Source organism: Kitasatospora sp. cg17-2, assembly GCF_054031055.1.
Window position 1 is genome coordinate 3,941,437 of the sequence record NZ_CM132923.1, and the last position, 20,188, is coordinate 3,961,624.

At 74.4% G+C, this 20,188-nt stretch carries 16 protein-coding genes, 1 tRNA gene and 1 riboswitch; of the genes, 5 read left to right on the forward strand and 12 right to left on the reverse strand.

What is annotated here, in order from left to right; genetic code table 11:
- Positions 1-88: 88 nt before the first annotated feature.
- Positions 89-658 carry a hypothetical protein gene (locus tag ACW14Y_RS16320; RefSeq protein ID WP_380387102.1) on the forward strand — a complete coding sequence of 190 codons (570 nt, stop codon included), beginning with the start codon at positions 89-91 and terminating at the stop codon, positions 656-658.
- Between the two features lie 22 nt (positions 659-680).
- Here ACW14Y_RS16320 and ACW14Y_RS16325 read toward each other — a convergent pair whose 3' ends face one another.
- On the reverse strand, positions 681-1,247 hold the full coding sequence (locus ACW14Y_RS16325; RefSeq protein WP_380302677.1) for a VOC family protein: 567 nt from the start codon (positions 1,245-1,247) through the stop codon (positions 681-683).
- 362 nt (positions 1,248-1,609) lie between these two features.
- Between ACW14Y_RS16325 and ACW14Y_RS16330 the strand changes: the two genes are divergently transcribed.
- Positions 1,610-2,071: an Lrp/AsnC family transcriptional regulator gene (locus tag ACW14Y_RS16330; protein ID WP_030308163.1), complete on the forward strand. Its 462-nt coding sequence runs from the start codon at positions 1,610-1,612 to the stop codon at positions 2,069-2,071.
- 38 nt (positions 2,072-2,109) lie between these two features.
- Here the strand turns inward: ACW14Y_RS16330 and ACW14Y_RS16335 are convergent, their stop codons facing one another.
- The 3 genes from ACW14Y_RS16335 to ACW14Y_RS16345 all read right to left on the reverse strand — a co-directional run bounded on the left by ACW14Y_RS16335 (position 2,110) and on the right by ACW14Y_RS16345 (position 5,947).
- The gene (locus tag ACW14Y_RS16335; protein WP_380443615.1) at positions 2,110-2,916 is read right to left on the reverse strand and encodes a S16 family serine protease; all 807 of its coding nucleotides are present in this window, start codon (positions 2,914-2,916) and stop codon (positions 2,110-2,112) included.
- 80 nt (positions 2,917-2,996) lie between these two features.
- Positions 2,997-3,647: an IclR family transcriptional regulator gene (locus tag ACW14Y_RS16340; RefSeq protein WP_030308168.1), complete on the reverse strand. Its 651-nt coding sequence runs from the start codon at positions 3,645-3,647 to the stop codon at positions 2,997-2,999.
- Between the two features lie 467 nt (positions 3,648-4,114).
- A complete protein-coding gene (locus ACW14Y_RS16345) occupies positions 4,115-5,947 on the reverse strand; it encodes a DEAD/DEAH box helicase (protein ID WP_380302742.1) in 1,833 nt (610 codons plus the stop codon).
- Positions 5,948-6,271: 324 nt separating this feature from the next.
- Here ACW14Y_RS16345 and ACW14Y_RS16350 point away from each other — a divergent pair, with 324 nt between their 5' ends.
- On the forward strand, positions 6,272-6,706 hold the full coding sequence (locus tag ACW14Y_RS16350; RefSeq protein WP_380387105.1) for an SsgA family sporulation/cell division regulator: 435 nt from the start codon (positions 6,272-6,274) through the stop codon (positions 6,704-6,706).
- Between the two features lie 90 nt (positions 6,707-6,796).
- Here the strand turns inward: ACW14Y_RS16350 and ACW14Y_RS16355 are convergent, their stop codons facing one another.
- From ACW14Y_RS16355 to ACW14Y_RS16365, 3 genes are read right to left on the reverse strand one after another with little or no spacing between them, the layout of a single operon-like run.
- Entirely contained in the window at positions 6,797-9,442 is a 2,646-nt protein-coding gene (locus tag ACW14Y_RS16355; protein ID WP_402723895.1) for a rhomboid family intramembrane serine protease, read from the reverse strand.
- Entirely contained in the window at positions 9,439-10,767 is a 1,329-nt protein-coding gene (locus ACW14Y_RS16360) for an alpha/beta hydrolase (protein WP_380312945.1), read from the reverse strand. The genes ACW14Y_RS16355 and ACW14Y_RS16360 overlap by 4 nt, the downstream gene beginning before the upstream one ends.
- A complete protein-coding gene (locus ACW14Y_RS16365) occupies positions 10,764-11,408 on the reverse strand; it encodes a class F sortase (RefSeq protein ID WP_380312943.1) in 645 nt (214 codons plus the stop codon). The genes ACW14Y_RS16360 and ACW14Y_RS16365 overlap by 4 nt, the downstream gene beginning before the upstream one ends.
- A 434-nt stretch (positions 11,409-11,842) precedes the next feature.
- On the opposite strand from ACW14Y_RS16365, the gene ACW14Y_RS16370 reads away from it, so the two are divergent.
- Positions 11,843-13,087 (forward strand): polysaccharide deacetylase family protein, encoded by a 1,245-nt coding sequence (locus tag ACW14Y_RS16370; RefSeq protein WP_380312941.1) that lies wholly within the window; start codon positions 11,843-11,845, stop codon positions 13,085-13,087.
- Positions 13,088-13,241: 154 nt separating this feature from the next.
- Here ACW14Y_RS16370 and ACW14Y_RS16375 read toward each other — a convergent pair whose 3' ends face one another.
- Both ACW14Y_RS16375 and ACW14Y_RS16380 read right to left on the reverse strand, forming a co-directional pair.
- Positions 13,242-14,681, reverse strand: a complete 1,440-nt coding sequence (locus ACW14Y_RS16375; protein WP_380303863.1) for an MFS transporter — start codon at positions 14,679-14,681, stop codon at positions 13,242-13,244.
- Positions 14,682-14,786: 105 nt separating this feature from the next.
- Positions 14,787-15,101 (reverse strand): DMT family transporter, encoded by a 315-nt coding sequence (locus ACW14Y_RS16380; RefSeq protein WP_456987352.1) that lies wholly within the window; start codon positions 15,099-15,101, stop codon positions 14,787-14,789.
- Positions 15,102-15,146: 45 nt separating this feature from the next.
- A riboswitch (guanidine-III (ykkC-III) riboswitch) is annotated at positions 15,147-15,211 on the reverse strand.
- Between the two features lie 259 nt (positions 15,212-15,470).
- Between ACW14Y_RS16380 and ACW14Y_RS16385 the strand changes: the two genes are divergently transcribed.
- A tRNA-Cys gene (locus ACW14Y_RS16385) sits at positions 15,471-15,545 on the forward strand.
- Between the two features lie 125 nt (positions 15,546-15,670).
- On the opposite strand, the gene ACW14Y_RS16390 is transcribed toward ACW14Y_RS16385, so the two are convergent.
- Genes ACW14Y_RS16390 through ACW14Y_RS16400 form a run of 3 tightly spaced genes read right to left on the reverse strand, consistent with a single transcriptional unit; the run spans position 15,671 to position 20,111 of the window.
- On the reverse strand, positions 15,671-17,998 hold the full coding sequence (locus ACW14Y_RS16390; RefSeq protein WP_380303860.1) for a xanthine dehydrogenase family protein molybdopterin-binding subunit: 2,328 nt from the start codon (positions 17,996-17,998) through the stop codon (positions 15,671-15,673).
- Positions 17,995-19,248, reverse strand: coding sequence for a (2Fe-2S)-binding protein (locus tag ACW14Y_RS16395; RefSeq protein WP_380303858.1), 1,254 nt, complete (start codon positions 19,246-19,248; stop codon positions 17,995-17,997). The genes ACW14Y_RS16390 and ACW14Y_RS16395 overlap by 4 nt, the downstream gene beginning before the upstream one ends.
- A complete protein-coding gene (locus ACW14Y_RS16400) occupies positions 19,245-20,111 on the reverse strand; it encodes an FAD binding domain-containing protein (protein ID WP_266271710.1) in 867 nt (288 codons plus the stop codon). Before ACW14Y_RS16400 ends, ACW14Y_RS16395 begins: the two co-directional genes overlap by 4 nt.
- Positions 20,112-20,188: the final 77 nt, after the last annotated feature.

Consider the following 20,188-nt stretch of genomic DNA (forward strand, 5'->3'; position numbering starts at 1 on the left):
CGGAAGGTCGCGGGTTTGTGCAAGTCCCCTGTGGAAGTGCGGGGGTGCCCACCTGCCGGGAGCGGTGATGGGGCAGGATGTGCGCACTATGCGGAACGGACTGGTACAGCTCGGCGCCTGGGCGGCGGCCACCGGGGCGGCGGTGGCGCTGTCCTGGTTCGGCGTGCACACGGTGCTGACCGGGGCCGCGTTCGAACAGCCCACCGCGCTGCCGCTGCCCTCACCGGCGTCGGCCGGTGGCGCGAGACCCACGCCGACACCGTCGGCGGAACCCGCGCAGTCGGCCGGCCGGTCGGACCCGGCCGCGCCGCCGTCCACCGCCCCGGTGTCGGCCGCCCCGTCCAGGGCCGGTTCCCCGGCCGCCGCCGCGCCGCCCGCGGCCCCGTCGACCGCCGCCGCCGTGTCGCACCGCCCGGCGCCGACCACGAGCACGACGTCCTCCGTCCGCAGTTATCCCGTCCCGGGCGGCAAGGTCGTCCTGGACCTCCGGTCCGACCGGGCCTCGCTGGTCACCGCCGCCCCGGACCCGGGCTGGAAGATGCAGGTCTGGGACGGCCCGCAGTGGATCCGGGTGGACTTCACCAAGGACGACCAGGCCAACTCGGTGTTCGTCTACTGGAACGGGCACCCGCCGGTGGTCGACACCGTCACCCGCTGAGCGGGTCCGGCCCGGCGCTCCGTCACCACCGCTCGAAGGGCACGTAGCCCGGCAGGTACGGCCCCCGGTAGCGGGACCGGTCGACCAGGGTGTGCCTGGTCCCGCCGGGCACCCCGATCGCGGCGAGCACCACCGTGCCGTACGCGTCCCGCACCTCGTACGGCTCGGCGAGCGAGGCCGCGCCCCGGTCCACGGCGTAGTCGTAGGCGTAGCAGACGTCCGGCACGGCCACCGCGAGGTCGATCACGCCGTCACCGTGCCGGGCCAGCCGGCCGGCCAGCTCCCGGCCGCGCGGGCCGATCACCTGGACCAGCGAGGTCAGTACGAAGCGGGTGCCGGGCGCCTGCAGCACGTAGGAGACGATCTCGGGTTCGCCGGTCTCGGGCCCGGCGTACGCGGTACAGCGCAGGCCGAGCGCGACCGCGTACCGGTGGGCCGCCCGCTCGGCGTCGCCGACCACGAAGACCACCGCGTCGGCGCGGCCCATCGGGAGGAGGCCGGGCTCGTCCGGCCCGGCCTCGCCGAGGGTCGCGGTGAGCAGCGCGGGTTCGGCGGTGAGCAGCGCGGGTTCGGCGGCGGTGTCGGTCATGTCAGCCCTCCCGGTGGGGGTACGGGACCACGGTTCCGCTCGCGGACCGGTGGGGGCCGGCGCGCGGGGTTGTGGCTGGAGGGTGGCGCCGGGGCGACATCCGCGCAACTGTTCCGTTTCCTCCTGGTCAAGCTGTGCTCCGGGGCGGGAGAATCTGCCGCACCGCTGTACACAATGCCCACCCGAGGACGGAGCACGCGATGCCCCCCGCCCACGCCGCCAGCCCGACGGGCGCGCCCGGATCGCCCAACTCGCCCACCGGACAAGGGCATTCCGGCGCCGACCCGACCACCGCCGGAACCGCGACCGGAGCCGGCGGCGCCGTCGCGGCCGGAGCGGTCCCGGGGAGCACCAACGACGCCATCGACGCCCTGGACGGCCGGCTGATCCGGCTGCTCGCCGAGGAGCCCCGGATCGGCGTCCTGGAGTGCTCGCGGCGGCTCCAGGTGGCCCGGGGCACGGTGCAGGCCCGGCTGGACCGGCTCCAGGCGCGCGGGGTGATCGGCGGCTTCGGCCCCGAGGTGGACCCGGCGGCGCTCGGCTACCCGGTGACGGCCTTCGCGACCCTGGAGATCTCCCAGGGGCAGGGCGCGGACGTGCGGGCGCACCTGGCGGCGGTGCCGGAGGTGCTGGAACTGCACACCATCACCGGGCACGGCGACATGATGGTGCGGATCGTGGCCCGGTCGAACGCCGATCTGCAGCGGGTGATCGACCGGGTGGTGGGCTTCGACGGGATCGTCCGCTCCTCCACCGCGATCGCGCTGGAGAACCCGGTGCCCTACCGGATCCTGCCGCTGGTCGACCAGGCCGCCGCCGAGTAAGCCCGCCGCCCGGCCCGACCGCTCCGCACCTCAGTGGTTCAGCACCCCGGAACGGCCCCGCCGGTCCGCAGCGCCTCCAGCGCCGAGACGGACTCCCCGAGCGTGCCGACCGGCACCAGCCGCAGCCCCGCCGGGAGGTTGACCTTGGCGTCCGTGCACTCGTCCTTGGGCACCAGGAAGACGGTCGCGCCGTCCCGCGCCGCCGCCTGGGTCTTGAGCGGCACACCGCCGACCGGGCCGATCACGCCCTGGTCGTCGATGGTCCCGGTGCCGGCGACGGTCAGCCCGCCGGTGAGGTCGCCGCCCTGGCCGTCCCCGCGGAGCTTGTCGACGATGCCGAGCGCGAGCATCTGCCCGGCGCTGGGGCCGCCGATGTCACCGAGGTCGATCTTGACCTTCACCTGCGCGGGCGACAGCTGGAGGTAGCCGAGCGCGGCCGTGGTGGCGGCGTCCTGGGACTCCGCCATCTGCTGGGCGGTGACCTCGTTGGCCTTGGCCGGGTCGCCCTGCGGGTAGACGGTCTCGCTGGGCCGGACGGCCTCGTCCTCGTCGAACCAGGCCTGGAGCGAGCGCCACAGCGTGGTCCGCTCCCCCGGGTTGGTCGCCGAGATGGTCACCATCCGCAGCTGCCCCTCGGTGGCGCGGACCGGTGCGCCGGTGACGGTGAGCACCGGGCGGCCCTGGTAGCTGCCGAGGGTGTCCGCGGTCACGCCGGGGAAGGTCAGCGTGTAGGGCAGCGGGACGAAGGCGGCCACCCCGAACAACGCGGCGACCGTCGCGCCGCAGAGCGCGAGGGCCCGGGTCCGGGGGGAGGTCAGGGCCTTGGGCAGCTTGGTGTCGGACACAGGGGCATCCAAACACACCGGGGCCGTCCGGCGGGCACGCACACGGCCACCCGAACGGCCCACCCGGCGGACCGGGGCGGTCAGCGCAGCGCGTCGGCGACCTCGGTGGCCGCCTCCACCACCCGGGGGCCGACCCGCTCCGGGACCAGCCCGTTCAGCATCACCACGCCGACGCTGCCCTCGATCCCGCTCAGTCCGAGCAGTGCCGCGGCGGCGCCGGACGCGCCGGACTGCTCCTCCGCCCGGGTGATGACGAAGCCCTGCTCCGGCCGGCGCTGGCTGGGGAAGGTCCGGGCCTCCAGGATCGCCCGGCCCGCCGCGCTCTCCCCGAGGGGGTGGCGCAGCCCGGTCCGGTAGGCGACGTGGAAGTCGGTCCAGCTGGGTTCGACGACGGCCACCGCGAGCGCCTCGTTGCCGTCCACCAGGGTCAGGTGGGCGGTGGCCCCGAGGTCCTCGGCGAGGCTGCGCAGCGCGGGCAGTGCCGCCTCGCGCAGCAGCGGGTGGACCCGGTGGGCGAGCCGGAGCACGCCCAGGCCCACCCGGGCCCGGCCGCCGATGTCCCGGCGGACCAGCCCGTGCTGCTCCAGGGTGGCCAGCAGCCGGTAGACGACGGTCCGGTTGACGGCGAGGCGGGCCGCCAGTTCGGTCACGGTGAGCCCGCGCTCCGAGTCGGCGAGGAGTTTGAGGACCCGGACTCCCCGGTCCAGGGTCTGGGAGGTCTCTGCAGTCACGACGCGCAATTCCTTTCCGCGGCGGTCGCGGATCGGCTGGCCGGTCCGGGACTCGGTGGTCGCGCGCAGGGGGGTGGCCGCGCCAGGGCCGCGGTGTGTCGTCCTTGACGTCCTGGGGCCCTGCGGCGCCCGTCCCGAGGGGGTTGCCCGGCGGGAGAGCGTGGGGGAAAGGTAGTGAAGGAAATGCGGCGGCGGAAGTGTTTGTCCAAAATTCGGTCAAGATCAATTCTTCCGGGCCGGACAGAAGCGGACGAACTACCGCATTCTGCCCGGCCCGACCGGGCGCAAGTTCGAGCACAGTCCGAAGTCCGGACAGACGCCCGGGGCCGGAGGAGCCGGACGAACGACCCCCGAGCGGCCCCGGAACGCCCGGGAACGACCCGGAGCACCCCCGGAGCCACCCCTCGGACCGCCGCCCCTGCCGCCCCTCCGGCGGGTCCGACCGGTCCGACCGGTCCGACGGATCGTTACTTCGCCCACTCGCGGATCTTGGCGATCCGCGCCTTCAGCTGATTGGCGGTGGCCTGCGCGGTCAGCGGACCGCCGCACTGCCGACGCAGCTCGTTGTGGACCGTGCCGTGCGGCTGGCTGGTGCGGTGGTGCCAGGCGGCCACCAGCGCGTTCAACTCCTTGCGCAGCTCCCGCAGCTCCTGGTGCGTCACCACCGGCCGCTGCTCGGCCGGCAGCTCCAGCAGGTCGGCCTCCTCGGCCGGCTTGCCCTTGCTCCGCTGGATCTGCCGGTGCTGGCGCTTCTGCAGCAGCATCTGCACCTGGTCCGGCTCCAGCAGGCCCGGGATGCCGAGGTAGTCCTCCTCCTCCTCGCTGCCCGGGTGCGCCTGCATCCCGAACTCCATGGCGTTGTACAGCACCCGGTCGAAGACCGCCTCGGAGCCCAGCGCCTCGTAGGAGAACTCGTCGCCGCCCGCGCCGTCCGGGCCGTCGTTGGCCCGCTCGGCCTCGGCGAGCAGCCGGTCCTCCTCGTCGAAGAGGCCCTCGCCCTCCTTCTTCGGCCGGTCCAGCACGTGGTCGCGCTGGAGCTCCATCTCGTTGGCGAAGCCCAGCAGCATCGGGACGGTCGGCAGGAAGACGGAGGCGGTCTCGCCGCGCTTGCGGGCGCGCACGAAGCGGCCGACGGCCTGGGCGAAGAACAGCGGGGTGGAGATCGAGGTGGCGTAGACGCCGACGCACAGCCGGGGCACGTCGACGCCCTCGGACACCATGCGGACCGCGACCATCCAGCGCGAGGTCCCGGCCGCGTAGTCGGAGATCCGCTGCGAGGCCTCGGTCTCGTCGGAGAGCACCAGGGTGACCTTCTCGCCGCTGATCTCGCGCAGGATCTTGGCGTAGGCGCGGGCCACGTTCTGGTCGGTGGCGATCACCAGGCCGCCGGCGTCCGGGATCGCCTTGCGGACCTCGGTGAGCCGGCGGTCGGCCGCCTGCAGCACGGAGGGGATCCACTCGCCCTGCGGGGAGAGCGCGGTGCGCCAGGCCTGGGCGATGAGGTCCTTGGTCATCGGCTCGCCGAGCCGGGCCTCCAGCTCGTCGCCGGACTTGGTGCGCCAGCGCATGTTGCCGCTGTAGGACAGGAAGATCACCGGACGGACGACGTGGTCGGCGAGCGCGTGCCCGTAGCCGTAGGTGTAGTCGGCGACCGACTTGCGGATGCCGTCGCCGCCGGCCTCGTACTGGACGAACGGGATCGGGTTGGTGTCCGAGCGGAACGGCGTACCGGTCAGCGCGAGGCGCCGGGCGGCCGGCTCGAAGGCCTCGAAGCAGGCCTCGCCCCAGGACTTCGAGTCACCGGCGTGGTGGATCTCGTCCATGACGACCAGCGTCTTGCGGGCCTCGGTGCGGTTGCGGTGCAGCATCGGGTTCACGCCGACGCCCGCGTAGGTGACCACGATGCCGTGGTACTCCCGGGAGAGCGGCCCGGAGGAGTAGCCCGGGTCCAGCTTGATGCCTATCCGGGCGGCGGCCTCGGCCCACTGCTTCTTCAGGTGCTCGGTCGGCGCGACCACGGTGATCTGCTGCACCAGGTGGTTGTGGAGCAGGTACGAGGCCAGGGTCAGCGCGAAGGTGGTCTTACCGGCGCCCGGGGTCGCGACGGCGAGGAAGTCGCGCGGCTGCTTCTCGATGTACTTGTCCAGCGCCCCCTGCTGCCAGGCCCGGAGCTTGCCCGCGGTGCCCCAGGGGGCACGGCCGGGGAAGGCCGGGGACAGCTGGTGCGAGGAGGTCGGCGCGGCATGGCCGACGGCCCGGACGGGCGCGTGCGACCCGTTCGCGTCGGAGAAGAGCGGCATCGGGGCGGCGGCAGTACTCACGGTCTCCGAGGGGGGATCATCGCAGGTCAGAGGCGGTTTCGCGGCCTCGATCCGCGGTCGGACGGCGTTCGGACAACCCACCCAGCGTACCGGTCCCGGCGTCGTTCGGGCGGCCACGGCGGGGCCGGGCAGGGCGGGCGTCCGCCCTGCCCGGGGCGGGTGCGGCCGGAAATCGACGTGAGGTGGATCACAGCGGAATTCCGGGAAACCCGCGTAAGCGGAACCCCTCCCACCGCCTCTCTTCGGGGTGAGGCCGTTCCACCCTCCACCGCCCCCGCGGCCTCACCAGCGAAGGGAAGCGCCGTGCACGCCACCGCCGAAGAGACCGTCCAGGCCCGACTGATCCTGTCCGCGCACCGGTCCGCCCGGCTGCGGGTCACCCTGACCTACCGGACGGACGACCCGCTCGCGGTCCGGATGGCCTTCCCCGGCGAGTTCTCGCTGGACGAACCCGCCGGGCCGGCGGGACCGGAGGCGGGCGACATCGTCTGGGTCTTCGCCCGCCGGCTGCTCGCGGGCGGCCTGGAGCTGCCCTCCGGCGTCGGCGACGTCCATGTGCGGCCCGGACCCGGCCGGAGCGCCCTGGTCGAGCTGCGCGCGCCCGAGGGCACCGCGCTGGTCCGGTTCGACGCCACCGACCTGCGGCACTTCCTGTGGCGCAGCCGCCTGCTGGTGCCCGAGGGCGAGGAGCACCTGCACCTGGACGCCGACCGGGCCCTCGCCCAGCTGCTCGGCTGAGCGGGGCGGCCCGGCCGCGCGCACGCGAACGCCGGCCGCCCGGGACCGAGGTCCCGGGCGGCCGGCGTTCCGAGCGGCAATGGCGTCCGGCTAGGAGGACAGCTTGCGCATCAGCCGCACGCCCTGCGCCGGGGTGAGGTGCGGCAGGTACGCCTTGCCGATCGCCCGGGTGATGCTGGGCAGCGCCGCCGGGTCCGGGTACGCCATGTACATCGGCCGGTACTCCGGCTGGAACTTCGCCTTGAAGGCGAGCAGGGAGCGGAAGCCGTACACCGGCTCCAGTACCCGGCCCAGCCAGTCCAGGGTCTTCTGCAGCCCGGTGGGCGGCTCCTTCTCCGAGCGGGCCAGCGGCGCGCCGGAGAGCGAGAGGAACCGCGCGCCCTCCTGCTTGAAGCCGAGCGCGGCCGAGGCGATCAGGAACTCGGTGACGCCGCGGAAGCCGTCCGAGCGGCGGCGCATGAAGTCCAGCGTCCAGCCGACCGGCTCGCCGTTCTCGTAGACCGGCATCCAGCTGGTCAGGCCGTGCACGCTGCGGTCCTCGTCGATCGCGATCAGCAGCCGCACCGCCGGGTCGTCCAGCTCCTCCAGGCCGCCGAGGGTGAAGCCCATCTCGGGCAGGCCCTTCTCGGAGACCCACTCCTCGGAGATGGCCCGGATCTGCTCCTTCAGCGCCAGCGGCGCCTCGTGGTACGACCACCACTCGGCGGTGATGCCCTGCTTGCCGGCCTTGTTGAGCGCGGTCCTGATGTCCTGCCACTTGCGGCCGGTGAAGGCGAGGTCGGGCAGGGCGACGACGGTGTCCTCGGCGACCTGGAGCGAGCGCCAGCCGAGCTCCCCGGCCGCGGCCCTGGTCTGCGGGGTGACGCTGTAGAAGCACGGCGTCCAGCCCCGGGCGTCGCAGTACCGGGCGAAGCCGGCCACCGCGCGGTCCCGGGCCGCCGGGTCGCCGAAGGGGTCACCGGTGGTCAGCGCCACGGTGTTCAGCACCCGGTAGGCGACGGCGGCCCGGCCCTCCTCGTCGAACCAGTAGTGGTTGCCGTCCCAGGTGGTGAGGAAGGACAGCGTGCCGCCGCCGTGCTCGGTGAGCAGCGCCCGGGCCCGGGCGGCGTCCTCGGCGGCGACCTGGACCACCGGCCGGCGGAACGTCAGCAGCAGCGCGGCCAGCGCGACCGCCCAGAACCCGAGCCCGCAGTACGTCTCCAGGGCGCGGGCGAACCGCCCGACCGCGATCGGGTAGTCCGGCAGCAGGTCGTTGTAGGCGGGCGGCAGGAACTGGGCCGGCAGCCCGTGGACCAGCCCGCGGAAGGTCGCGCCCGGCTCGAACTGCCCGGCGACCAGGACGCCCAGCCCGGTGTAGGCGACGGAGGCCACGGCCAGCGCCCCGCCGACCACCGCGAACAGCCGGCCGAGCACGGCGCGCGGCAGCCGCAGCGTGAAGCGCTTGCGGGTGGCCAGCAGCAGGCCGACGGTGACCATCGGCAGCAGCAGCGCCTCGACGAAGTACTGGAAGACGTCGCTCGAACCGGTGCTGGTCTCCGCGAACAGGACGACCAGCATCGCGGTCCAGAGCAGCTCGGTGGCGATGGTGATCCGCCAGGCGAACCGCAGCCCGCGGCGCAGGCCCTCGGCGAGCACCAGCAGCAGGGCCGGGAAGAGCGTGGCCATCAGCCGGGCCGGGGTGTCGAAGATCCGCTGCACGGCGTGCGCGCGGGCGCAGTCGTGGGCCGAGACCGAGCAGAAGTCGGCGACCTCGTCCGGGGTGAGCCGGTGCGAGAGGTAGATCTCCGAGAAGGTGTTGAACGGCCCGGCCGCGTTGTCGTACAGCGAGGCGATCATCGGGCCGAGCGCGGCGGCGACCAGGCAGAGCGCGACCAGCACCCGGGTCTCGGTGTGGGAGGAGCGGTGCGAGCGCAGGTGCGGGCGGCGGCGGAACAGCAGCGCGCCGGCGGCGAGGCCGACCAGCGCCCCGCTGAACCGCTGGACGCTCTGCAGGTGCCCCACGTACAGGGCCATCACCAACGGCATCAGCAGCACCAGCAGGTGCAGCCGTCGGCGCCAGAGCACGGTGAGCCGGTAGCCGAGCACGCCGGCCAGCGCGAACAGGCCGACGCCGGGGCCGACCGCGGTCTGGCCGACGATCGAGAGGGTCCACTGCTCGCCGAGCCGCGCCCCGGCCGCGACCGCGACGGTCCCGGCCATGACGCCGGCCAGCTGTCCGGCGACCAGCACCCCGACGGTGCGCAGCCGGCCGAGGCGGCGCTCGGCGGCCGGACCGACCAGGAGCAGCAGCAGGCTGGTGAAGACGTAGGCGCCGATGCCGGAGCACCAGAACAGCGAGGTGAGGGGCGTCCACCAGCGACCCGCGTGGAGGGTCGGCCGTCCGACGCCGACGTGCTCCAGCAGGGCGTCGGACGGCCCCCGGGTGAGGCTGCCGGTGGCGGCGCCGACGGCCCACAGGCCGACCAGCAGCACCAGGGTCAGCGGGGCCTCGCCGAGCCGGGCGGCCAGCCGGGCGGCGAGGCCCGCGGCCGCGCGGACGACCCGCTGCGGGGGCCTCGGCGCGGGCGCGCCGGGGCCCGGCCCGCCGGCGTCGGCGCCCGCGGGGTCGGTGCCGGTGTCGCCGCCGGGAGCGGTCCCGACCCGGAAGGACCGGGGCATGAGCAGGCGCGACTGCCCGCCACCGCCGGTGTGCTCCTGCTCGGTGGCGACTCCCGGGGTGGCGCCCAGCAGGGTCACCGGATCATCCCGGTCTGCCGGGCCAGCCAGGGCAGCTGGCCCACGATGCCGGGCCGGAAGATGACCCAGCCGTGCCCGCCGGGCATCAAGTCGTACTTGGCCTGCATCCCCGCCTCCTTGACCGCGCGGAACACCTTCTCCTGCTGCGGCCGGAACTCGCTGTCGTCCTTGCCGACCACGATGGCCGCCGCGGTGTCCGGGAACTTCTTGCGTGCCAGCACCTGGAGCGGGTCGACGGCGTCGAACTTCGCGTTGTCGCCGTCGAAGGCCGCCTTGACGGTCTCCTCGCGGGTGCCGAGGGTCGGCTCGTCCTGGCCCGACATGTCGAGGAACGAGCCGTAGACCTCGGGGGCGTTGACGGCGAGCTGGAGCGCGCAGGTGCCGCCCATCGAGGCGCCCGCGATCGCCCAGGACTTCCGTCCCTCGGCGGTCTGGAGGTTGTTGTGCACCCAGTCGGGCACGTCCGCCGCCAGGAAGGTCTGGACGTTGGCGATCTTCGAGTCCAGGCAGAGCGTGTTGTCCCAGGTCGAGCCCAGCTGATCGGGCATCACCACGATCGGGGCCAGTCCGTGGTGCTCGGCGGCGAAGTCGTCGAGCCCCTCGGCGACCTGCCCGTAGAGCACCCAGTCCTCCGGGGTGCCGGGCTGTCCGGCCAGCAGCACGACCACCGGGAGCAGCGGCCGGGGGGTGGCCTGGTAGGCCGGCGGCAGGTAGACGTACCCGTCGCGGGACTGGAAGCCGGAGCGGGTCCCCGGGAAGGAGACGGAGGAGACCGTCCCCTTCTTCGGCAGGTCGGCCGGTGGCTGCCAGACGTCCTCCAGGACCTTGCCGGGCGGCCGGCCGACGGTGGCGGCGGCCTTGCCCGTGGTCAGTTCCTGCGTCTTCGTGAGCCAGCCCGCGAGCATCACCCGACCGGTCGGGAACTGGTCGAAGCCCCGGTTCACCTGCGAGGAGGCCATCAGCAGCACCAGGGCCCCGGCGCCGACGGCCAGCAGCTTGCGGCGCAGCGTCGTGCCGCGCAGCCGGAAGCCCACCAGGGCGAAGCCGAGCAGGGCGACGGCGATCCACCAGGTGACATAACGGGGGGTCCCTTCGGGGAAGGGGTGCCACCAGTCGTCGACCGCGGTGTCGAGCAGCAGGCTGAGGCCCGCCGCCGTGACCAGGGCGGCGGGGAGCCGGCGGCGCCACCACCCGCGGCTGCGGGCGAGGAAGGCGAGGACGAGCAGCGAGCCCCAGCCGGCCACCAGGACGGCGCGCGGGATCGGGCCGCGGGTCAGCGGCCAGTCGATCGGGTTCCAGCTCAGGGCGAGAGAGACGGTGGTCATACGTTCGTCCCCGAACGCCTGGTGTCGGCCAGGAAGCCGTAGGCGACGACGTTGCCGTCGTAGCCCCGCTCCTCGCTGTAGCCTCCGCCGCAGGTGATCACCCGCAGCTGGGCGTCGGCGGCCTGGCGGTACACCCGGTCGTCCGGGAAGTCCTTTCGGTCGTGCACTTCGATGGCGTAGAGCTGGTAGACGGCGGTCCGGCCGTCCTCACGGAGGATCTCGATCCGGTCCCCGCGGTGCAGCGCGCCCAGGTCGTAGAAGACGGCGGGCCCGCTGTGGTTGTCGACGTGGCCGGCGATGATCGCCGTGCCGCGCTGGCCGGGGGTGGCACCGTCCCGGTACCAGCCGGCGAGGTTTCGGTTCTCCTCGGGAGGGGTCTGGAGGTGGCCGTCCCGGTCGAGGCCGAGGGGGGTGACCGGGGCGTCGAGCCGCACGGCCGGGATCCGGATCCTGGTCGGCCGGGAGGGGCCGAGCGCCGGCACCACGGAGACCGGGGCGAAGCCGGTGAGGGCCTGCCCGCTGCCCGGGGCCGGGGGGAGCACGACGTGACCGCCGTCGGTGAGCAGCCACGCACCCAGCACGAGCGCGGCGCCGACCGCCAGGGTACCCGGCCACGGGCTCCTGCTCTGCTGGGCGCCCACCGGCGCTCCCCTCTGCTGACGTCGAACGGTTGCCGGTTTCTGGGAGATGTCTGAGAACTATGCAACCGGATCGGACCTTATGCCACATCCATACGATGGTCGTACTCGCTCCCCCCGTTCGGCAGGGTCCGAGGGGCTCGACATGGTCCGTGCGGGTGAGTCGTCACCGTGACGCCACGCTCCGGTCACCTGGCGGTCGTCCGACGAAGCGACGATCCCTTCATCTGACACTCAGGAACGTCATCCCGGTTGCATCCTTCGGGCGATGAGTTCCGACCATTCGTGGTGAAGCGTTGACCGCTTCCGATCGCGTGCCATGCTGACCCCGTTCACAGGCTTATCACCGCACTTGTCCCACCGGGCCCCGGTCCGGCGGACGGTCGCGCGCGCCTGCCGTGCCCCGCCCCCGCGCACGCCCCACGAACGGAGTGACCATGGACGCCCTCTCCCGCCGCACCCTGCTGGCCGCGGGTGCCGCCGGCGCCGCCAGCCTCGCCGCGGGCTGCGCGAGCCGGACCGGCACCGACGGCGGACAGGCGTCCACTCCGGCCCCGGTCCCGGCCACCCCGGCCGAGGACCACGCCAGCACCCCGACCGAGGCCGCCAAGCCCCCGGTCACCCTGATCGGCGACGGCTCCACCTCGGACACCGGCCCGCAGCCGAACCAGCCCACCCTCGAACCGCTGCGGCCCGGCCAGCGCCCGCCGCAGTTCGTCGTCTTCTCCTGGGACGGCGCCGCCGAGCTCGACAACGGCCTGTTCGCCCGCTTCCGCCGGCTCGCCCGGGAGCACAACGCGTCGATGACCTTCTTCCTCAGCGGCTCCTACCTGCTGCCCGAGGCGAAGAAGGACCTCTACCGCCCGCCGCAGCACAAGGTCGGCGCCTCCGACATCGGCTACCTCAGCGACCAGCACATCCACGACACCCTGCAGAACCTGCACGCCGCCTGGCTGGAGGGGCACGAGATCGGCACCCACTTCAACGGGCACTTCTGCGGCCCCAACGGCGTCGGCCAGTGGTCGCCCGAGGAGTGGGACAGCGAGATCGAGCAGGCGATGGGCTTCGTCACGAACTGGCGGACCAACACCGGCTTCACCGACCTGCCGGCGCTGCCCTTCGACTACCGCAAGGAACTGATCGGCAGCCGCACCCCCTGCCTGGAGGGCCAGCGCAACCTGCTGCCCACCGCCGTCCGGCGCGGCTGGCGCTACGACAGCAGCGGCAACGGGACCCAGGTGTGGCCGCAGAAGATCCAGGGCGGCGCGCTCTGGGACCTCCCGCTGCAGTCCATCCCCTTCCCCGGGCACACCTTCCAGGTGCTGTCGATGGACTACAACATCATGTTCAACCAGTGCGGCAGCAACACCAAGGCCGACCCGGCGCTCCACCCCGGCTTCCAGACCCAGGCCCGGGAGTCCTACCTGCTGGGCTTCGAGCGCGCCTACACCACCAACCGCGCCCCGTTCGTCATCGGCAACCACTTCGAGGAGTGGAACGGCGGCATCTACATGAACGCCGTCGAAGAGGTGATCAAGGCGATCGCCGACCGGCCCGAGGTGCGGATGGTGTCCTTCCGCCAGCTGGTCGACTGGCTGGACGCCCAGGAGCCGGCGCTGCTGCGCAAGCTGCAGGGCCTCGCCCCCGGCCAGGCCCCGGCCGGGGGCTGGGAGAGCTTCTGATTGTCGCCCGCTCGCCTCCGGGGCGCTTTTGTCCGGTGCCGACGGTCGGCGCTCCGATGCCCCTTCGTTCCTCAGGGGCCTCCTCGCGCTCTCCCTTTCGGCACCGGCGCGCCCCTTCGGCTCGGGGCGGGACTCGGGGCGGGAGGCTGCCGGCTCAGGCGGCCTTGCGGACCCGGCCGGAGGCCAGGGCGCCGAGCAGCGCCACCCCGGCCATGACCCCGAAGATCACCGCGAAGGCGCCGGTCGAGCCGGCGCCCGCGGCGCCGTCGTGGACGGCGGCCACCGAGCCGCCGCCCAGCGCCCCGAACAGCACCCCCGCCAGACCCATCAGCAGCACATTGCCCAGCGCGTCGCTCACCTGGAGCGAGGCCGAGTTGGCCCCGGCGTCCTCCGGCGTGGACAGCTTCATCATCAGCACGCTGATGCTCGCCACCGCCAGGCCCATGCCGATCCCGCCGACGCCCCAGGCCACCGCCGCCACCCAGGCCGGCACCGCCGGGACCAGCACCAGCGCCGCGCCCGCGATGGCCACCGCGGTCAGCACGAAGCCGCCGCGGATCATCACCGTCCGGTACCGCTCCGCCCCCGGCCGGCCCTGGAGCCAGGAGCCCAGCGCCCAGGACAGGCCGCCGCTGGTGAGGGTGAGGCCCGCCAGCGTCGGCGAGAGCCCGCGCTCGGTCCTCATCATCAGCGGGATGAACGCCTCGGCCGCGAAGAACGCCCCGGCCGCGACCCCGCGCAGCAGGATCACCGTCGGCAGCCCGCGCCCGGCCCGCAGCGTGCCGGCCGGCAGCAGTCCCAGCACCGCCGGGAGCAGCAGCGCCGCCCCCACGGCGGCCGGCAGCAGACCGGGCAGGTCGAGCCGCTGGCCCGCGTACTGCAGCAGTCCGGCGCCGACCGCGGCCATCGCGGCCAGCCCGGTGCGGCGGCGGTCGAACGCGGCGCCCCCGAGCAGCGGCTGCTCCTTCTCCGAGCGGCGCAGCGCCGGGCCCATCACCGCGAGCGGCAGCAGGATCAGCACCGGCACCGCGAGGAAGACCCAGCGCCAGCCGATGTGCTGGGTGACGGCCCCGGCGACCAGCGGGCCGACGATCGAGGGCAGCACCCAGGCCGCGGAGAAGGCCGCGAAGACCGAGGGCCGCAGCCGCTCGGGGTAGGCCCGGCCGACCACCACGTACAGGGCGACGATCACCAGACCACCACCGAGGCCCTGCAGCGCCCGGCCGCCCACGAAGATCCACATCCCGGGTGCCGCCCCGGCCACCAGCAGACCGGCGCCGAACACCGCGATACCCGTGAACAGGGGCCGCAGCGGCCCGCTGCGGTCGCACCACTGGCCGGAGACGACCAGCGCGAACAGGGTGGTGGTGAAGTAGCCGGAGAAGGCGAAGGCGTACAGCCCGAAGCCGTCGAGCTCGCCGGCGGCGACCGGCATCGCGGTGTTGACGGCCGTCGCCTCGAAGGCGATCACCAGGACCACCGAGACGATGCCCAGGGTCAGCGCCCGGAAGCGGTCGCCCATGACCCCTCCGCCGGGGTCGGTCGATATCGGGACGGAGGCGGTGTCGGCCGACACGGGGGAGGCTGTGGTCATACGTATGATCGTAAGGCCCATCTGGCCCGACGGCCCCTGACCGTGGTCGTAGTTCCACTCCTCCCCCGGTCCTAGGACGGGAGGGTCGGCGCGGGGACGGCAGGGTCAGTGCAGCACCTTCAGGCCCACCACGCCGAAGACGATCAGGAGCAGGCAGCCAATCCGGGCCAGGGTCACCGCGTCACCGAGCACGGTCATGCCGTACAGCGCCGTGCCCACCGCGCCGATGCCGACCCAGATCGCGTAGCCGGTGCCGATCGGGATCGAGCGCATCGCGTACGCCAGGCCGCCCATCGAGAGCGCCAGCGCCACCCCGAACACCACGGTCGGGACCAGGCGGGAGAAACCCTTGGAGGACTCCAGGGCCACCGCCCACACCGTCTCCAGGACACCGGAAATGATCAGAACGAGCCAAGCCATGACAGCCGTACCTCCGCAGTCGGCAGCGGCCCGGTGGCCGCTGTCACTGCGCCGTCTTGTCGTGACCGGGTACGACGCGCTCGTCCGGGGCGGCCCGCGAGGACCACCTGTTCCCGACCGTAGCACACCGGGCCGGGAATCCCGCCACACAGAATTTACAAAGGGATATTGACGCTCCGCCGGGTATTCCGCCAGACTGAATTCATCAACACGGCGAACGACGACAAGGAGTCGGACATGGACAGGAGCACGGCGGCCCTCGCGCCCCGCACCTGCGCCACCGCTCCCCGGTGTTGTCGCGCCTGTCGCTGCTGCCGCTGCGCCTGAGCGCACCCGCAGTTCCAGCCCGCACCACCAGCCCCACCCCATGGCCGTGTGCCCGAGTGGTTTAGGGAACCGCCTGCAAAGCGGTGCACACGGGTTCGATTCCCGTCATGGCCTCCATAAAGACGAATTGCCGGTCCGGCCCCGAAAGGCGCCGCCCGGCAATTCGTCGTGTTTTCCGGAAGAAAAGCGCCGGTCCCGGGCAATTCCGCAGATCCTGCGGAACCACCCGGCGGCACCGGCGCTCAGCCGGTGACGGCGTCCTCCGGGCGGATCGGCAGCCGGCCCACCGGCAGGCCGGTGGCGGCCCGGACCGCCGCGGCCACCGCCGCCGGCGCGGTCACGGCCGGCACCGCGCTGACCGCCTTGGCCCCGAACGGCGCCACCACGTCACGCTCCTCCAGCAGGGCCGCGACCCGGATCTCCGGGGTGTCCAGCGCGGTCGGCAGCCGGTAGCCGGTCAGCGAGGGGTTGGCCAGCACGCCGCCCTCGGTGCGGAGCTCCTCCAGCAGCGCCAGGCCGACGCCCTGGGCGACCCCCGCCTCGATCCGGTCCTCGATCTGCCGCGGGTTCAGCGCCCGGCCGACGTCCTGGGCCACCGTCACCTCGACCACCCGGACCGCGCCCAGCTCGATGTCCACGTCCACCACCGCGCGCATCGCGCAGAACGCGATGGAGACGAAGGCATCGCCCTGCCCCGCCTCGTCCAGCGGCTCGGTCGGGTGCGGGCGGCACTGCGCGGTCGCCCAGAGCTCCTTGCCCTCCAGCGCCTCGGCCACCGGCATGCCGAGCACCCCGTCGTACGAGGTGATCTTGCCCTCGGCGATCTGCAGCAGCTCCACGGACATCCCGAAGTCGGCGGCGATCGGCTGGAGCAGCTGATGGCGGACCATCAGCGCGGCCCGCTCGACCGCACCGCCGGACACCCAGGTGTGCCGGCCCCGGGCCGCCGGCCCGGCCACCGCCTGGTCGCTGTCGGCGGGCGCGATGTACACCTCGCTGACGCCCAGCACGCTCTGCACGATCTGCCGGGCCAGCGTGGCGAAGCCCTGGCCGGAGTCGACCGCGGCGCAGATCACCGTGGCGTGGTCGCCGCTGACCCGCACCGTCGCGGTGGCGACCTCGTCCTCGCCCTCGGCGCCCAGCATGTGCACCATGCCCAGCGCGTAGCCGATCCCGCGCCGCACCGCGGCCGGGTCGCCCGCGCCGCCGGGCCCGCCCGGCAGCAGCCATTCGGCGTCCGGGTCGTCCACCGGCAGCGCCGGCAGCGGCTCCGCGGCCACCGCGTCCAGCAGCGCGGCCACCGGTGCCGGGCAGGTGACGGCCTGTCCGGTGGGCAGCGGGTCCCCGGTCGCCATCACATTGCGCCGGCGGACCTCCACCGGGTCCACGCCGATCCGGGCGGCCAGCTGGTCCAGCTGCGACTCGTAGGCGAAGCACGCCTGCAGCGCGCCCTCGCCGCGCATCCGGCCGGCCGGCGGGTTGTTGGTGCGCACCGCCCAGGCGTCCACGAACACGTTGGGGCAGTTGTACGGGCCGACCGAGAAGGCGGTGGCGGCGGCCAGCGCCTCGGCCGAGACGTCCGCGTAGGCGCCGCCGTCCAGCAGGATCTGCGCCTCGACCTTCACCAGCGTGCCGTCGGCGTCCGCGTGGTGGCGGTAGCGCAGCAGCGCCGGGTGCCGCGAGGTGTGGGTGTGGAAGGACTCCTCGCGGGTGAGCGTCATCTTCACCGGGCGGCCGGTGCGCAGCGCCAGCAGCGCCAGGGTGACCTGGAAGGAGAGGTCCTCGCGGTCGGAGGTGGCGCCGGGCACGCCGGTGACCACCAGCCGGACCCGGTCCGGCTCCAGGCCGAGACAGGCGGCGGTGCGGTCCCGGTCGCCGTGCGGGTCGGTGGAGGAGAGGTGCAGTTCGACCCCGCCGTCCGGGCGCGGCACGGCCAGGCCGGCCTCGGCACCGAGCGGGGCCGGGTCCTGCCGGCCCACCTGGTACAGGCCCTCGACGATGATCTCGCCGGCCGCGTCCGGGTCGCCGGTGCGCAGCGGCAGGTGGCGGAAGAGGTTGCCGTCCGGGTGCAGCGGCGGGGCGGTGAAGGCCTGCTCGGGGTCGGTGACGGCCTCCAGCGGCTCGTACTCGACCACGATCAGACCGACCGCCAGCCGGGCGGTGTCGGGGTGGTCGGCGGCGACCGCGGCCACCGGCTCGCCGTGGTGGCGGACCACGCCGGCGGCCAGCACCGGGCGGTCGGCGACGATCGGCCCGGAGGGCGCGCCGTCCGGGCTGCCGTCCGGACCGGCCGGCAGGTCGGTGGCCGTGACCACCGCGTGCACACCGGGCAGGGCCAGCGCGGCCGAGGTGTCGATGCCGAGGATCCGGGCGTGCGGGTGCGGGGAGCGCAGCACCGCGCCCCACAGCAGGCCCTCGGCCCACAGGTCGGCGGCGTACGGGTAGATGCCGAGTGCCTTGGGCAGGGCGTCGCTGCGCAGCGGGGAACTGCCCAGCCCGAACGGCTCCGTCGCGCCGCCCGCGTCGCCGTCCTGCTGGAGTGCTGCGCCGATGTCGGTAGGCGACGTCATGATGCGTGGTCGTCCTCGGGGAGCCGGATGCCGTGGGCGGGGGTGGCGCCGTACGGGACGCCGGCCGGGGCGGCGCCCTCGGCCGGGGTGCCGTGCGGGGGTGCGGGGACGTACGGCGTGCCGTGCGCGGGGGTGGCGGGGGTCTCGTAGACCGGGCCGTCGTACGCCGAGGCGGTGTCGTAGCCGGGCTGCTGCGGGTAGCCGCCCTGGTCGGGGTAGCCGGTGCCGGGCAGGTAGGTGCCGTGCGCCGGGGTCGCGCCGGGGTACGGCTGCTGCTCGGGGTAGCCCTGGGCGGGGTAGAACCCGGTGGAACCGTCGGGCTGCTGCGCCGGGACGTCCCGGACCGGGGCCAGCACGGTGGTGTCGTACACCCCGCTGTCGTAGCCGCCCGGCCCGTCGTAGGCCCCCCGGCCGTCGGGGGCGCCGTGCCCGTCCTGGGCGCCGTACCCCGTGCCGGCTGCGGCACCGACGCCGGTGCCGGCCGCGGTGCCGGCCTCCTCGGCGCGCGGCTGCGGGACGTGCTCGATCCAGGTGTCCTCGGTGTAGACCGGCAGGTCGGCGGTCGGCGGTCCGGCGTGCGCGGGGGCGGCCGCGGGCACCGGCTCGGGAGCCGCCGCGGCGGGTGCGTCGGCCCGCTCCGCGGGGGTGGCCGCGGCCTCCTCGGCGGCCGCCTCCGCGGCCACGGCCACCGCCGCGCGCGCGTCGGCGACGGTCTGCACGGCGGCCAGCGCGCCCCGGTACCCGGTGCACCGGCAGAGGTTGCCGCACAGCGCCTGGCGCGCCTCGACCTCGGTGGGCCGGTGGTTGCGCTGGAGCAGGTCGTGCACGGCCATCGCCAGGCCGGGCACGCAGTAGCCGCACTGCACCGCGCCGGACTCGGCCAGCGCCTGCTGGACGTCGCTGGCGCCGCCGCCGGCCGAGAGGCCCTCGACGGTGTTGATCTCGCTGTCCTGGGCGAGCGCGGCGGGCACCAGGCAGCCGGCCACCAGCTGGCCGTCGACCTGCACCGAGCAGGCCCCGCACTCGCCCTGCTCGCAGCCGTCCTTGGCGCCGGCCAGGCCCAGCCGCTCGCGCAGCACGTAGAGCAGGCTCTCGCCGATCCAGGCGTCCGTGACGGGCCGTTCGAAGCCGTTGACCCGCAGGGTGTACGAGGTGGTCGGCCGCAGCTCCCGGCTGACCTGCGGCGCGTGGTCGTGCGCGTGGTCGAGCAGCCCCGCGTCCAGGGCCTCGATGGGGTGGTCTGTGGTCACTTGAGCGCCCTTCCCAGTGCCCGGCGGGCCAGCACCGCTACGGTACGCCGCAGACGGACGGCGGCCGCGCTCGGCCCCTCGGTGACGGCCTCCCAGGCGCCCTCCGCGCCGTAGCCGTCGGGGACGCAGGCCGCGGCCACGTACTCGCCGAAGGCCGCGGTCGCGGCGGGGTCGATCTCCCGCGAACCGTCCCAGTCGATGCAGCCCGCCACCCAGGCCTCGGCCTCCAGGGGGCGCAGCGGCACCGGGGCGACGGCGCCGACGGCGCAGCGGACGGCGCGCCGGGCCGGGTCCAGGACGAGGGCGACGGAGGCGGTGGCGCGGGCCGGGCCGCTGCGGCCGGTGGCCTTGAGGAACACCTGCGGGGCGTGCAGCAGCGGGACCCGTACCCAGGTGAGCAGTTCGCCGGGCCGCAGCGGGTCGAGACCGGTCAGCAGGTGGCTGACCGGGACCTCGCGGGTGGCGCCGGCCCTGGCCAGGGTGACGCTGGCCTCCAGCGCGGCGAGCACCGGCAGGGTGTCCCCGGCCGGGGCGGCCGTGGCGATGTTGCCGCCGAGGGTGCCGACGTTGCGGACCTGCGGGGGTCCGGCGGTGCGGGCGGCGTCCGCGAGCGCGGGGATCAGGGCGGCGAAGTCCGGGCGGTCCATCCGGGCGTGGGTCAGCCCGGCGCCGAGGACGGCGGTGCCGCCGTCCTCGTAGCGCCAGCCGCGGAGTTCGGTGATCCGGCCGAGGCCGACCAGCGCGGCGGGGCGGAGGCGTCCGGCGCTGACGGCCTCCATCAGGTCGGTGGCGCCGGCCACCGGCACCGCGGCCGGGTGAGCGGCCAGCGCTTCGACGGCCTCGTCGAGGGAGGCCGGCAGCATGATCGTCCGGTTCACCTGGGTCCCACCGTGCTCCACTTGCTCATCGATCGCCTGCCGCCCGCGGCCCCTGGACCGGG

Coding starts and splice junctions, on each gene's coding strand:
- ACW14Y_RS16345 (WP_380302742.1), bottom strand. CDS start 5,947: ATGCCGCTCTTCTCCGACGCGAACGGGTCGCACGCGCCCGTCCGGGCC.
- ACW14Y_RS16380 (WP_456987352.1), bottom strand. CDS start 15,101: ATGGCTTGGCTCGTTCTGATCATTTCCGGTGTCCTGGAGACGGTGTGG.
- ACW14Y_RS16320 (WP_380387102.1), top strand. CDS start 89: ATGCGGAACGGACTGGTACAGCTCGGCGCCTGGGCGGCGGCCACCGGG.
- ACW14Y_RS16400 (WP_266271710.1), bottom strand. CDS start 20,111: ATGCTGCCGGCCTCCCTCGACGAGGCCGTCGAAGCGCTGGCCGCTCAC.
- ACW14Y_RS16375 (WP_380303863.1), bottom strand. CDS start 14,681: ATGACCACAGCCTCCCCCGTGTCGGCCGACACCGCCTCCGTCCCGATA.
- ACW14Y_RS16370 (WP_380312941.1), top strand. CDS start 11,843: ATGGACGCCCTCTCCCGCCGCACCCTGCTGGCCGCGGGTGCCGCCGGC.
- ACW14Y_RS16360 (WP_380312945.1), bottom strand. CDS start 10,767: ATGACCACCGTCTCTCTCGCCCTGAGCTGGAACCCGATCGACTGGCCG.
- ACW14Y_RS16325 (WP_380302677.1), bottom strand. CDS start 1,247: ATGACCGACACCGCCGCCGAACCCGCGCTGCTCACCGCCGAACCCGCG.
- ACW14Y_RS16390 (WP_380303860.1), bottom strand. CDS start 17,998: ATGACGTCGCCTACCGACATCGGCGCAGCACTCCAGCAGGACGGCGAC.